This is a genomic window from Modestobacter sp. SYSU DS0875 (assembly GCF_054050915.1).
In genome coordinates this window covers 1-12,857 of record NZ_JBJHAH010000015.1, presented here as the reverse complement: position 1 = coordinate 12,857, position 12,857 = coordinate 1, and the positions used below count along the sequence as shown (strand labels likewise).

The 12,857-nt window shown below is 75.5% G+C and carries 11 protein-coding genes; 3 read left to right on the top strand and 8 right to left on the bottom strand.

The annotated features are described in order from the left end of the window. Positions 1-47: 47 nt before the first annotated feature. Positions 48-1,046 (top strand): Lrp/AsnC family transcriptional regulator, encoded by a 999-nt coding sequence (locus ACI79Y_RS11095; protein ID WP_457158539.1) that lies wholly within the window; start codon positions 48-50, stop codon positions 1,044-1,046. A gap of 2 nt (positions 1,047-1,048) precedes the next feature. On the opposite strand, the gene ACI79Y_RS11090 is transcribed toward ACI79Y_RS11095, so the two are convergent. After that, entirely contained in the window at positions 1,049-1,408 is a 360-nt protein-coding gene (locus ACI79Y_RS11090; protein ID WP_457158538.1) for a DoxX family protein, read from the bottom strand. A 25-nt stretch (positions 1,409-1,433) separates the two neighbouring features. Here ACI79Y_RS11090 and ACI79Y_RS11085 point away from each other — a divergent pair, with 25 nt between their 5' ends. Beyond that, positions 1,434-2,189 carry a sulfite exporter TauE/SafE family protein gene (locus tag ACI79Y_RS11085; protein WP_457158537.1) on the top strand — a complete coding sequence of 252 codons (756 nt, stop codon included), beginning with the start codon at positions 1,434-1,436 and terminating at the stop codon, positions 2,187-2,189. Between the two features lie 108 nt (positions 2,190-2,297). Here the strand turns inward: ACI79Y_RS11085 and nadA are convergent, their stop codons facing one another. The 5 genes from nadA to ACI79Y_RS11060 all read right to left on the bottom strand — a co-directional run bounded on the left by nadA (position 2,298) and on the right by ACI79Y_RS11060 (position 7,701). Beyond that, a complete protein-coding gene (gene nadA, locus ACI79Y_RS11080; RefSeq protein ID WP_457158536.1) occupies positions 2,298-3,314 on the bottom strand; it encodes a quinolinate synthase NadA in 1,017 nt (338 codons plus the stop codon). Positions 3,315-3,393: 79 nt separating this feature from the next. Continuing rightward, the gene (locus ACI79Y_RS11075) at positions 3,394-4,500 is read right to left on the bottom strand and encodes a bifunctional RNase H/acid phosphatase (RefSeq protein WP_457158535.1); all 1,107 of its coding nucleotides are present in this window, start codon (positions 4,498-4,500) and stop codon (positions 3,394-3,396) included. Next, entirely contained in the window at positions 4,497-5,237 is a 741-nt protein-coding gene (locus tag ACI79Y_RS11070) for a zinc ribbon domain-containing protein (RefSeq protein ID WP_457158534.1), read from the bottom strand. Before ACI79Y_RS11070 ends, ACI79Y_RS11075 begins: the two co-directional genes overlap by 4 nt. A 50-nt stretch (positions 5,238-5,287) precedes the next feature. After that, on the bottom strand, positions 5,288-6,487 hold the full coding sequence (locus tag ACI79Y_RS11065) for a Nif3-like dinuclear metal center hexameric protein (RefSeq protein WP_457158533.1): 1,200 nt from the start codon (positions 6,485-6,487) through the stop codon (positions 5,288-5,290). A gap of 86 nt (positions 6,488-6,573) precedes the next feature. Next, positions 6,574-7,701, bottom strand: coding sequence for an L-dopachrome tautomerase-related protein (locus ACI79Y_RS11060; RefSeq protein WP_457158532.1), 1,128 nt, complete (start codon positions 7,699-7,701; stop codon positions 6,574-6,576). Positions 7,702-7,836: 135 nt separating this feature from the next. On the opposite strand from ACI79Y_RS11060, the gene ACI79Y_RS11055 reads away from it, so the two are divergent. After that, positions 7,837-8,274, top strand: a complete 438-nt coding sequence (locus ACI79Y_RS11055; RefSeq protein WP_457158531.1) for a hypothetical protein — start codon at positions 7,837-7,839, stop codon at positions 8,272-8,274. A gap of 82 nt (positions 8,275-8,356) precedes the next feature. Here ACI79Y_RS11055 and ACI79Y_RS11050 read toward each other — a convergent pair whose 3' ends face one another. Further along, positions 8,357-8,884, bottom strand: coding sequence for a GNAT family N-acetyltransferase (locus ACI79Y_RS11050; RefSeq protein WP_457158530.1), 528 nt, complete (start codon positions 8,882-8,884; stop codon positions 8,357-8,359). A gap of 97 nt (positions 8,885-8,981) precedes the next feature. After that, the gene (locus ACI79Y_RS11045; RefSeq protein ID WP_457158529.1) at positions 8,982-12,719 is read right to left on the bottom strand and encodes an ABC transporter ATP-binding protein; all 3,738 of its coding nucleotides are present in this window, start codon (positions 12,717-12,719) and stop codon (positions 8,982-8,984) included. Between the last annotated feature and the right edge of the window lie 138 nt (positions 12,720-12,857).

The following is a 12,857-nucleotide window of genomic DNA, read 5'->3' as shown; positions in this document are numbered from 1 at the left end:
GTGACGGAATCCTCCACTCATCGCCGCACTGGTGCAGGATCCTCGCTGTGTTCGACGCCACTGATCGTCAGATCATCCACGCCGTGCAGGTCGACGGGCGAGCTCCGTTCAGCCGGCTGGCCGCCGTCCTCGGCGTCTCGGAGCAGACCGTCGCCCGGCGCTGGCGGCGGCTGCGTGCGGAGGGGGTCGTGCGGGTGCTCGGGTTGAGCACCCCCGACGACGTCGAGCCGCACTGGCACGTGCGGGTGCGGGTGCAGCCGGCGGCCGCCGGGGCCGTCGCCGACGCGCTCGCCCGTCGTCCCGACGTGTCCTGGGTGAACATCACCTCCGGCGGTGCGGAGATCGCCTTCGCCACCCGGCCGACGACCGACTCGCAGCGCGACGCGCTGCTGCTGGACCGGCTGCCGCGCACCGTGCAGGTGATCGACCTCAGCGCGTTCTCCGTGCTGCACGACTACGTCTCCGGACCCTACGAGTGGACCGGCCTGGCCGACCCGCTCACCACCGAGCAGATCGCCGCTCTCACCCCCGGGACCGAGCGGGCCGGCGGGCGCCCGGTGCAGGCGGAGCCGGAGGACCAGCCGCTGCTGGCCGCCCTCGCCGTCGACGGCCGGCTGTCGTGGGCCGAGCTGGCCGCGGTCACCGGCTGGTCGGAGAGCCGGGTGGCCCGCAGGGTGGAGGCGCTGCGCGCGGCCGGCGTCCTGTACTTCGACCTGGAGGTGGCCAACGCCCTGCTCGGCCACCCGGTGAACGCGCTGCTGTGGCTGCAGGTCGCGCCGGGTGACCTGGCCCGGGTCGGCGAGGCGCTGGCCCGGGCACCGGAGACCGCCTACACCGCGGTGCTGACCGGCCCGGCCAACCTGCTGGTGGCCGTGGTCGCCCGGGACAACGCCCACCTCTACCGGTTCATCACCCAGCAGGTCGGCTCGCTGCCGGTGCAGTCGATGGAGACCTCACCGGTGCTGCGCCGGGTGAAGCAGGCCGGCAGCCGGATGGACGGCGCCCGGCTGACCGAGCCTGACCTGGCGCCCACCCGGGGCCGCTGAGGTCAGCCGCCCCGGGCCACCCGCAGCGCCGCCTGCAGCATCGGCACCTGGAACGGGATCCGGGCCACCGCCACCGCCAGCCTGGCCGGCTGGTGGCGGAACGCGCGCACCGTCTGGGCGTGCGCCGGCAGCACACCGACGAGCAGCCCGACCGAGGCCCAGCCACCGGCCCGCCGCGTCGCCGGCACCGCGAGCAACGCGGCGGTGGCCAGCTCGGCCAGCCCGCTGCCGATCACCCACGGCCGGGCCGGGCCCAGCTCCGGCGGGATCATCCAGTCGTAGACCTGCGCCCGGACCAGGTGGAACAGCCCGGTGGCGGTCATCCCGGCCGCCATCGCCAGCGCACGCGTCTGCTCCCGCACGGGGACGACAGTAGGCTCGCCGCTCGTGTCTGCCGTCGACCTGCTCATCGCCGCCGGGGTCGCCCTCCTCGCCGGCGGCGTCAACTCCATCGCCGGCGGCGGATCGCTGATCCTCTTCCCCGTCCTGGTCGCGCTCGGTCTCGGGACGGTCGCGGCCAACGTCACCAACTCGATCGCCCAGTGGCCCGGCTACATCGGCGGTGTGCTCGGCTTCCGCCGCGAGTACGCCGGACAGCGCCGTCGGCTGGTCGCCTTCGCCGTCGTCGCGGTGCTGGGCGGCACGGTCGGCTCGATCCTGCTGCTCACGCTGCCGTCCGAGGCGTTCGACACGATCGTCCCGGTGCTCGTGCTGCTGGCCAGCCTGCTGCTGCTGGCCCAGCCGCTGATCACCCGCCGGGTGCGGCGCGCCGCCGACGAGACCCGCACCCGCGACGCGGCCTGGGTCTACGTCGCGCTCTTCCTGGCCACCGTCTACGGCGGGTACTTCGGCGGGGCCCTGGGCGTGATCCTGGTCGGCGTCCTGGGCCTGGGCCTGGGCCGGCTCAAGCTGGCCAACGCGATGAAGAGCGCGGTCGCCACCGTCACCGCCACGGTGACCGTCGTCGTCTTCGGGCTGTTCGGCCCGGTCGCCTGGGCCTACGTCGCCGTCTGCGCGCCGGCCAGCCTGCTCGGCGGGTACCTGGGCGCGAGGGTCGCCACCCGGATCCCGACCACCCCGTTGCGGGTGCTCATCGTGGTCTTCGGCGTGGCCGTGTCGATCTACCTGTTCCTGCGCGGCTGAGGCCACGCGCCTCCCGCGTGCACGTTGATCATGGGCATCGTGCCGCGCGACACGCCGCAGCCCGGCGTGTCCCTGGGCAGAACGCCCATGATCAACCGGCGGGCGCGCTCACTCCCCGCCGCGGCCCGGCTCGCCGATGGCGATCATCGCCTCCACCGCGCGACGGGCCCGGGCGGCGACCTCCGGGTCGACGTCGACCGCGCCCTCCCCGGTGCGCAGCGTGGCCAGCAGTTTCGCCGGGGTGATCATCTTCATGTAGCGGCAGGCGGCCTGGTCGTTCATCGGGATGAACGCGGTGCCGCTGTTCACCGCCCGCAGCTGGTGCAGGATGCCGAGCTCGGTGGCGACCAGCACCTGCGGTGCCCGGGTGGCGACCGCGGCCTCGACCATGCCGCCGGTGGACAGCACCCGCGTGCGGTCGGCGGGGAGGTCGCCGTGGCTCACCAGGTCGAGCACCGAGGTGGTGCAGCCGCACTCGGGGTGCACCAGCACCTCCGCGTCGGGGTGGGCGGCGATCTGGGCGCGGACGTCGCTGGGGCTGATGCCGGCGTGCACGTGGCACTCCCCCGCCCAGATGCGGATGTCGTCCCGCCCGGTGACCCGCTTGACGTGCGCGCCGAGGAACTGGTCGGGGCAGAACAGGATCTCGGTGTCTGCGGGGATCGACCGGACGACGTCGGCGGCGTTGGAGCTGGTGCAGCAGATGTCGGTCTCGGCCTTCACCGCCGCCGTGGTGTTCACGTAGCTGACGACGACGGCGCCCGGGTGCTCGGCCTTCCACTCGCGCAGCTGGGCGGCGGTGATCGAGTCGGCCAGCGAGCAGCCGGCCGCGTGGTCGGGCAGCAGCACGGTCTTCTCCGGGGAGAGGATCTTCGCCGTCTCGGCCATGAAGTGCACGCCGCAGAACACGATCTCCCGGGCGTCGGTCTCCGCGGCGACCCGGGACAGGTAGAGCGAGTCGCCGGTGAAGTGGGCGACGTCCTGGATCTCCGGCACCTGGTAGTTGTGCGCCAGGACGACGGCGCCGCGCTCGTCGGCCAGCCGACGGACCTCGGCAGCCCAGGGCTCGTACTCGGCGGGGCTCATGGTGCGCTCATCGAGGGCGGGCGCGGTCGTCGCGGTCATTCAGAGCGCTCCTGGCTGCTTGCTGTTCACCTGTCGGCACCAGTGTCCATGCCCGCGCCAGCAGCTCGGGGCGGACGGGTCAGCCGAGGTGGCTGGTGTCGTTGACCAGCCGCACCGAAGCGCGGCCGTCGGAGGACCAGGTGACCGTGGACAGCGACGCCGCCTCCAGGAACACCCGGTGCACGATCTCGTCGCCCACGCCCAGCCCGGCGGCGAGCAGCAGCTTGATCGGGGTGACGTGGCTGACCAGCAGCACGGTCTTCCCGGCGTGCCGCTCCAGGATGCGGGCGCGGGCCCGGGCGACCCGGGCGGAGACGTCGGCGACGGACTCCCCACCGGGCGGGCGCACGTCGGTGGCGCCGGACCAGCGGCGGTAGGCCAGCGGGCTCTTCGCGCGCGCCTCCTCGGCGGTCAACCCCTCCCAGGCGCCGAAGTCCAGCTCGCGCAGGTCGGTGTCGATCTCCACCGGGACGCCCAGCACCGCCGCGGCGGCCTCGGCGGTCTGCCGGGTGCGCTGCAACGGTGAGCTGACGATGACGTCGATGCCCCGGCCGGCCAGGTGCCGGGCCGCGGCTTCGGCGTCCGCCCGTCCGAGCTGCGACAACGGCAGGTCGCTGCTGCCGCTGTAACGACGCTCGGGGGTGTGCTCGGTGCGCCCGTGCCGCAGCAGGTGGGTCACTGTCGTGACGACCGGGGCCGGCGCGGTGGGCTGCACGTCGTCCTCGACGACCACCGGCTCGGCCGCCAGGTCCCGGCGCACCGGCTTGCCGTCCATCGCGCTGTTGGCCAGCGCGTCGGCGGCACCGTTCTGCGCGCGCGGCACCCAGGTGTAGCGGACCGAGCCCAGCTGGCGGGCGATGTCCCGGGCCTGGACGGCCAGCTTCTGCATGTCCGGGTGCTTGATCTTCCACCGCCCGGACATCTGCTCCACGACCAGCTTGGAGTCCATCCGGACCTCCACGCTCGCCGTCGGGTCGAGGTCGAGGGCGGCCTGCAGCCCGGCGACGAGACCGCCGTACTCGGCGACGTTGTTGGTGGCGCGACCGACCGACTCGGCCCGCTCGGCGAGCAGCCGCCCGGTCTCGGCGTCCCGGACCAGCGCGCCGTAACCGGCGGGCCCCGGGTTGCCGCGTGACCCGCCGTCGGCCTCGACGATGAGCCGCCTGCCCGTGGACCCCTGGCTCACAGCCCGGACTCGGCGGTGCGCACCAGCACCCGGCCGCAGTTCTCGCACCGGATCACCGTGTGCGGGTCGGCCTTGCGGTACCCGGCCAGCTCGGCGCCGTAGAACTCGATCCGGCAGCCCTGGCAGCGGCGGGCCTTGAGCTCCGCGGCACCGGTGCTGCCGGTCTGCCCGGCGACCCGGTCGTAGAGCTTCAGCAGGTCGGCGGGGACGGTCGCGGCGATCTCCGCGCGCTTGGCGGTGTGCTGCTGCTCGCCCTCGGCGATCTCGGCCAGCGCGGCGTCCCGCGCCTCCTCGGCGCGCTCCTGGTCGGCCTGCGCCGCCGCCTCGGCCGCCTGTGCCGCGGCCAGGGCACCGTCGGCGGCCTCCCGGCGCTCCATCAGCTCGAGCACCTGGTCCTCCAGGTCACCCTGGCGCCGCTGCAGCGACTCCAGCTCGTGCTGCAGCCCGGTGATCTCCTTGGGCGTGGCGCCCCCGGAGTCGATCCGCTGCTGATCGCGGTCGGCCCGCTGGCGCACGGTGTCGACGTCGCTCTCCAGCCGCTTCTGCTCGCGGTCGAGGTCGCGGACCACCGTCTCGGCGCGGACGACGTCGTCGGACGCGGTCCGCTGCGCCTCCAGCGCGGCCTCGACGGCGGCGAGCTCGGGAAGGGTCCGCCGGCGGTGGGCCAGTTGCGCGAGCGCCACGTCCTCCGCGGCGAGACGCAGCAGCTTCTGCTGGTCGAAGTGGTCAGCCTGCACGTGGCCAACCTACCCGCGCCGCCCCTCCCGCCGGGACGGCGCGGGGGAGGTCAGCTGCCGGACGGGGCAGCGCTGGGCACCTGCCAGGTCCACGGGTCGGTCCGCTGCTCCGAGACCGCGACCTGCACCCGGCCGTCGAGGTCGCGGTGCAGCAGGTCGGCGGCCACCGGCAGCCAGGGCCACTCCGACGCGTAGTGCGCGACGTCGACCAGCGCCGGGCCGGGGACCTCCTGCGCCTCGGACACCGCGTGGTGCTTCAGGTCGCTGGTCAGGAAGACGTCCGCGCCGGCCGCGGTCGCGGCCGCCAGCAGCGACCCGCCGCTGCCGCCGCAGACGCCGACCGTGCGCACCTCCCGGTCGGGGTCGCCGGCGACCCGGACGCCGCCCGGGGTGGCCGGCAGCGCGCGGGACACCCGCTCGGCGAACTCGCGCAGCGTCGTCGGCTCGGCCAGCTCCCCGACCCGGCCGAGCCCGGCACGGGACGGCGTCGCCGCGTTCTCGAAGAAGGCGAAGCTCGGTTCCTCGTAGGGGTGCCGCTCCCGGAGCGCGCGCAGGACGGCGGCCCGGCGGTGCCGCGGGACCACCATCTCCAGGCGGGCCTCGGCGACCCGCTCCAGCCGGCCCGGGGAACCGATCGCCGGACGGGCGTCAGCACCGGGCAGGAACGAGCCGGTGCCCGTCGTCTGCCAGGCGCAGCGGGTGTAGTCGCCGATCACCCCGGCCCCTGCCTCCGCCAGTCCGTCGGCCAGCCGATCCGCGTCGTCCACCGGGACGAAGACGACGAGGGTGTCGGTCGGCGGTGCGCTCACCGGCTCCAGCGGGCGGGGGTCGACCAACCCGAGGGCAGCGGCCAGCGCGTCGTTGACCCCGTGGTCGGCGGCGCGGTCGGCGTTGGTGTGCGCGACGAACAGCCCGGTGCCGGCGCGGATGAGCCGGTGCACCAGCCGGCCCTTGGGGTCGTCGGCCGGGACGCCGTGCACCGGCGTCAGCAGCAGCGGGTGGTGGGTGACGACGAGGTCCACGCCGGTGGCGATCGCCTCGTCGACCACGGCCGCGGTCGGGTCGACGGCGAAGAGGACCGACCGCACGGCCTCCGCAGGGTCGCCGCAGACCAGGCCGACGGCGTCCCACTTCTCGGCCAGCTCCGGGTCGTAGCGCGCCTCGAGCGCGGCGACGACCTCCCCCAGCGGGGTTCCGGGCACGGGCAGCTGCCGGGCCGTCGCTGTCCCGTCGTCCACCGGTCGTGCCACGGGATCGGACTGTAGGTCAGCTGACCGGCGACGGCCCGTCGTGCGCGATCCACCGACCGCGCGGTGTCCCTCGGGAGCGGTGGTGCTCACCCGCGGAGCAGCACGGGGCCGGCGCCGATCGGCGTGCGGAACAGGACGTAGGGGTACCGGCGCAGATCGGTACCGCCGCTGTAACGGGACTGCCGGTGCAGCTGGTTGGCGGTGACGTAGAGGTGCCCGTCGGTGGCCACCGACATGGTGTCGGGCCACAGCAGCCGCGGGTCGTGCACGACGGTCTCGATCGCGCCGTCCGGCCGGCGCCGGAGGATGGCGTTCTGCTCGCCGGCGGTGGCGTACAGGTTGCCGGCGTCGTCGGTCTCCAGACCGTCGCCGGCGCAGCCCTTGTCGCCCTCGTCGACGACGGTGGCGGCGACCGCGGCGTCGTCGGAGCCGCGGTCGACCAGGGCGTCGGTGCTGACGCTGTACCAGTGCCGCGAGGCCAGCGGGCAGTACCAGAGCCGGGCGCCGTCGGCGGAGATGGCGATCCCGTCGGCGCCCATCGCCACCGGCTGGGGCTCGGCGTCCGGCTCGGGCTGCTCCAGGAACGGCCGGCCCTCCACCATGAGGAGCAGCTCCGGCGGGGTGACCGCCTTCGTCGAGGGGTGGTCGCGCAGCCGCCGCCAGGACTCCCCCGTGGCCAGGTCGACGACGATGATCGCGTTCTCGCCCGAGTCTGCCGAGTCGGTGATGTAGGCGACGCCGGCCTCTCCGCGGCGCAGGTCGAAGCGCACGTCGTTGAGGTAGGTGGTCTCCAGCGCGACCTCGCGCGGGAAGACGATCGTCTGCACGACGCGGTCGGTGGCGAGGTCGACGCAGACCAGCTTGGGCCCGCCGACCTGGGTGGGCTGGAACAGCGGCGAGCCGGTGTCGAGCACCCACAGCCGGTCGGCGGGGTCGACGACGATGCTCTGCACGCTGACGAAGGCCTCGCGGTCGTCGTCACCGCGGGGGTCGTTCCACGCCTGGTCCGGGTAGGCGACGACCTGCCCGTCGCGGATCTCGGCGACGGTGGCCGGCACCTCGTCACCCCACTTCGGGAAGTTCACGAACACCCGGCCGGCGTGCGACACGGACACGCCGGTCGGCATCGGCCCGTCGGTGAACTCGTGCACCACCTCGAGCTCGCCGAGCGGGCGGTCGGCCTGCAGGTCCCCGACGGTGTGTGTCTCGCTCATGGCCTCGGGGGTGCCCGAACCGGACGATCGACTAACCAGCCGACGGTGACCGGCCGCACCGTCGCGAGCCGCCGGCCAGCACCCGGACCGCGGATCCTCTGGTCACCGCGGCCCCCATCTGTCACCGTCCACGGCATGAGCCCTGCGGTGCAGGAGACGGACCCGGCTCAGCCCCGCCCGGCCGATGGCCGCCGCGTCGCCCTGCTCGCCGCGGGCACCGCGCTGGCGCTCGCGCCCTGGCTGGCCGGCGTCCTGGTGCCCTACTACGTCAACGACCTCGACGCCCTGCCGCTGTCCGAGCTGACCAGCGGCGCGCACGACCCCAAGGACCTCTGGCCGCAGGGCCCGGTCGGCGGCCTGGTCCAGCTCGGCGGTCTCTTCTCCTTCATCCTCACGCCGGTCGGTCTGGTGGCGGTGCTGATCGGGGCGGGACGCGGGCTCGTCTTCCGGGCCCGCCGCGGCACGCCCGCGGTGAGCGTCGGGCTGGTGCTCGTGACCCTGGCCTGTCTCGCCGGGCTGTCCCTCGCCTGGTCCCCGCTGGGCATGGCGCTCATGACGTGGCGGCTGGACTGACGAAGGACCCCGCTGCCCCCACCGCTCGCAGGCTCGCGGCGAACCCCTGCAGCAGGGGCCGAGAGCACCGAGCCCGCGCTGTTCAGGCCGGCCACGGAGCGGCGTCCTCGTCGGCGGCGACCGGCCGCACCATCGCCACGCGGGGGCCGTGCCGGTCCAGGCCGAGGGCGACCTCACGACGGCGGAGCGCGGCCAGCCCGGGTGTGAGCTCGTCCAGGCGGCGCCAGCCGTGGCGGGCGTAGAACGGCGCGTTCCAGCCGACGTCGGCGTACGTGAGCAGCGTGACCCGGTCGGCGCCGTGCTCCCTCGCCGCGGCGACGGTCGCCGCCAGGAGGGCCGCGCCGATGCCGCGCCGGCCGTGCGCGGGGTGCACGGACAACTGCTCCAGGTGGACGGCGCCGTCGCGCCGTTCCAGCACGGCGAAGCCGACCACCGGGCGGCCCGCCACGAGCACGCGCCAGGCCGCTGCCCGCTCGGCCGGGGTGGCCGGCGCGGGCAGGTCGGTGACGCCCAAGGGCACGAACAGCTCGTCGGCGGCCGACTCGACCGCGGGCAGCTCCAGCAGGTCGGCCGGCTCGGCGATGCGCACCTCGTGGCGACCGGTCGACATGTCGGCACCCTGACATGTCGGGCAACCGACTTCCCGCCCGGGCGATGTGCGCTCACTGCCCGGGAGCACCGCGAACCGGGTACCTGCCGCACAGTGCTCAGGCCGGCAGCGGGGCGGCGTCCTCGTCGGCGGTGAAGGCGGCCCACAACGCGGCGTAGGGGCCGCCGGCGGTCAGCAGCTCGGCGTGCGGGCCCACCTCGACGATCCGCCCGCCGTCGAGCACCGCGACCCGGTCGGCGCGGGCCGCCGTCGTCAGCCGGTGCGCCACGACCAGCGTCGTCCGCCGGTGCGCGATGGCGTCGGCCGCCCGGGTGACCGCCGCCTCGGTGGCCAGGTCCAGCGACGCGGTCGCCTCGTCGAACAGCAGGATGTCGGGGTCGACCAGCTCCGCCCGGGCCAGCGCGAGCAGCTGGCGCTGCCCGGCCGACAGCGACCGGCCGCGCTCCCCCACCCGGGTGCGGTAGCCCTGCGGCAGCGTCGCGACCATCTCGTGCGCACCGACCGCGCGGGCCGCGGCCTCCACCTCCGCGTCGCTGGCCTCGGGCCGCCCGTAGGCGATCGCGTCGCGCACCGTGCCGGCGAACAGGTACGCCTCCTGCGGGACGACGCCCAGCCGTGCGCGGTACTGCAGCAGGTCCAGCGACCGCAGGTCGGCGCCGTCCACGCACGCCGCGCCGGACGTCGGGTCGTAGAACCGCGCGACCAGCTTGACCACCGTCGACTTCCCCGCCCCGGTCTCCCCGACCAGCGCCACGGTCTCCCCCGGCGCCACGGTCAGCGAGACGTCGCGCAGCGCGGGGGCGGGCGCCCCGCGGTAGGCGAAGGTGACGTCGACCAGCCGCACCTCCCCGCGCAGCCGGCCGACCGGGCGGGGGTCGGCCGCCGCCGGCGTGGACGTCGGGGTGCGCAGCAGGTCGCGCAGCCGCCGCAGCCCGACCGAGGCCTGCTGGTAGCTGTCGAACACCTGCGACAGCGACTGCACCGGGGAGAAGAACGTGTTCACGTAGAGCACGAAGGCGATCAGCACGCCGGGGGTGATGGAGCCCGCCGTCAGCCGGGCCGCGCCCACCGCGAGCACCGCGGCCGCGGCCACCTCGGAGAGGAACTCGACGAACGGGAAGTAGGTGGCGATGTAGCGCTGCGCGCGCAGCCGGACGTCGCGGTACTCCCGGGCCCGCTCCTGGAACACCGCCGTCGAGCGTTCCTCGCGGGCGAACACCTGGGTGACCCGCAGCCCCGCGACGTCCTCCTGCAGCCGGGCGTTGACCGCGCTGACCCGCTCGCGGGCCTCGGTGTACGCGGGCACCGAACGGGACCGGAACCACACCGTGGCGACCACCAGCACCGGCAGCGAGGCCACCAGCACCAGCGCCAGATCGACGTCGAACCAGAACAGCGCGACGAGCACCCCGACCAGGGTGAGGGCGCTGATCACCGCGGTGGTCAGGCCGTTCTGCAGGAACGCCGACAGCGCGTCGACGTCGGTGGTCATCCGGGTCATGATCCGGCCGCCGAGCTCGCGCTCGTAGTAGTCCAGGCCGAGCCGCTGCAGCTGGGCGAAGGTCTTCACCCGCAGCGTGTAGAGCAGCCGCTCACCCGTGCGGCCGGTGAGCCAGGCGGCGCCGCGGGCGGCGACGACGTCGGTCAGCACGACGGCCAGCGCGATCCCGGAGATGCCCAGCAGCAGCGGCAGCGAGCCGGCGGTGATCCCGTCGTCGACGCCCTCCCGCACCAGGGCGGGGACGGCGAGCTGGGCGGCGGTGTCCATCCCGACCAGCACCAGCGCGCCCGCGAGCACCCAGCGGAAGGGGCGCAGCAGGCCCCGGAGGGTGAAGTCCGGCTCGGGTGCCCGGGCCCGGTCCGCGGGCACGTCGGGCCGCTCGTCCCCCGGCGGCAGCCGGCGCACCAGCTCCTTGAGCGCGGGCGTCGGTGCGGCGGCCGCCATCGCCGAGCCGCGCCCGCCGATGGAGCTCGCCGCGGCACGCAGCGGGCCGTCGTCCTCGGCAGCCGGCGCCGCCGGGGGCCAGGCCGCCGCGGTGACCCCGCCCGGCGGGGCCGGCGAGGGCTCCGGCAGGTCCTCGGCCGCGCCGGAGAGCAGCGCGCGGAACAGCGGGGAGCGGGCCTCCAGCTCCGCCACCGTGCCGACGTCGGCCACCCGCCCGCCGTCGAGGACCGCCACCCGGTCGGCCAGCGCCAGCGTCGAGCGGCGGTGCGCCACCAGCAGCGTCGTCCGGCCCCGCACCGCCGTCCGCAGCGCCGCGTGGATCCGCGCCTCCACCGCCGCGTCGACCGCCGAGGTGGCGTCGTCGAGCACCAGCACCCGCGGGTCGGGCAGCAGCGCGCGGGCCAGCGCGACCCGCTGCCGCTGCCCACCGGAGAGCGTCAGCCCCTGCTCACCGACGACGGTGTCGTACCCCTCCGGCAGCGCGGTGATGAACCCGTCGGCCTGGGCGGCCCGCGCAGCGGCGCGGACCTCGTCGTCGCTCGCGTCGGGCCGGCCGAACGCGATGTTGGCCCGCACCGTGTCGGAGAACAGGAAGCTGTCCTCGAACACCACGCCCAGCGCCGCCCGCAGCGCGGCGGTGTCCAGCTCCCGGACGTCGACCCCGCCCACGCGCACCACGCCCGCGGTCGGGTCGTAGAAACGCGGCAGCAGGCTGACCACGCTGGACTTCCCCGACCCCGAGCTGCCGACCAGCGCGAGGGTCTCCCCCGGTTCGATCCGCAGCGACACCCCCGCGAGCACCGGCCGGTCGGCGTCGTGGCCGAAGGTGACGTCGTCCAGCTCGACGGTCAGCGGCCCCGCGGGCAGCGGCGCCGACCCGCTGACCAGCGTCGGGGAGGTGTCGATGACCTCCAGCACCCGCTCGACGCCGGCCCGCGCCTGCTGGCCGATGGTGAGCACCGCGGCCAGCTGCCGCACCGGGGAGACCAGCACGGCCAGGTAGGTGGCGAAGGCGAGGAAGGTGCCCAGGCTGATCGAGCCGCGCAGCGCCAGCCAGCCGCCCAGCGCCAGCACGCCGACCTGGCCCAGCGCGGGCACCGCCTGCAGCAGCGGGTTGTAGCGGGCGGTGAAGCGCACCACCCGCATCCGCGCGCCGAACAGCGTGCGCGCGCCGGCGTCCACCCGGTCCAGCTCGCGGTTCTCCTGACCGAAGCCCTTGACCACGCGGACGCCGGAGACCGCGGCCTCCACGTCCCCGGCCAGCACGCCGGCCTGCTGCTGGGCGGCCCAGTTGGCCGGGAAGAGGTCGCGCCGGGAGCGCAGCGCGAGCCACCACAGCGCCGGGCCGACGGCGAGGGCCACCACCGTGAGCAGCGGCGACAGCCACGCCATCACCCCGAGGGAGACGACGAACAGCAGCGCGTTGCCGGTCAGGTTGGGGAGGAACGCCAGCAGCCCCTGGACCAGGGTGATGTCGCTGATCGAGCGGCTCACCGCCTGCCCGGTCTGCAGCCGGTCCTGCCCGGGTCCGTCGAGGCGGGCGAGGGCGGTGTGCACGTCGTTGCGCAGGTCCACCTGCACGTCGAGGGAGAGCCGGCCGGCGAGGTAGCGGCGGACGAACCCGGCGGCGAAGCGGAGCACGCCGGCCAGCACCAGCGCGACCACGAACGGGGTCACGTCGACGTCGCCCCCGCCGTCGGCGCCGGCGACCACCCGGTCGACGACCTCCCGGGTGAGCAGCGGAGCCAGCGCGGCGATCACCGAGCCGGCCAGCGCCGCGGCGAAGGCGCCGAACAGGTCGCGGCGGTGGCGCAGGCAGTAGCCGGTCAGGCGGCGCAGCCAGCCGCCGGCGGGACCCTGCTCACCGCTCGTGCCGGGAGGTCGCGTCACGAGGCGGATCCGGGGCGGGGGGGGGGGGGGGGGGGGGGGGGGGGGGGGGGGGGGGGGGGGGGGGGGGGGGGGGGGGGGGGGGGGGGGGGGGGGGGGGGGGGGGGGGGGGGGGGGGGGGGGGGGGGGGGGGGGGGGGGG

Coding starts and splice junctions, on each gene's coding strand:
- nadA (WP_457158536.1), bottom strand. CDS start 3,314: ATGACCGCGACGACCGCGCCCGCCCTCGATGAGCGCACCATGAGCCCC.
- ACI79Y_RS11055 (WP_457158531.1), top strand. CDS start 7,837: ATGAGCCCTGCGGTGCAGGAGACGGACCCGGCTCAGCCCCGCCCGGCC.
- ACI79Y_RS11050 (WP_457158530.1), bottom strand. CDS start 8,884: ATGTCGACCGGTCGCCACGAGGTGCGCATCGCCGAGCCGGCCGACCTG.
- ACI79Y_RS11060 (WP_457158532.1), bottom strand. CDS start 7,701: ATGAGCGAGACACACACCGTCGGGGACCTGCAGGCCGACCGCCCGCTC.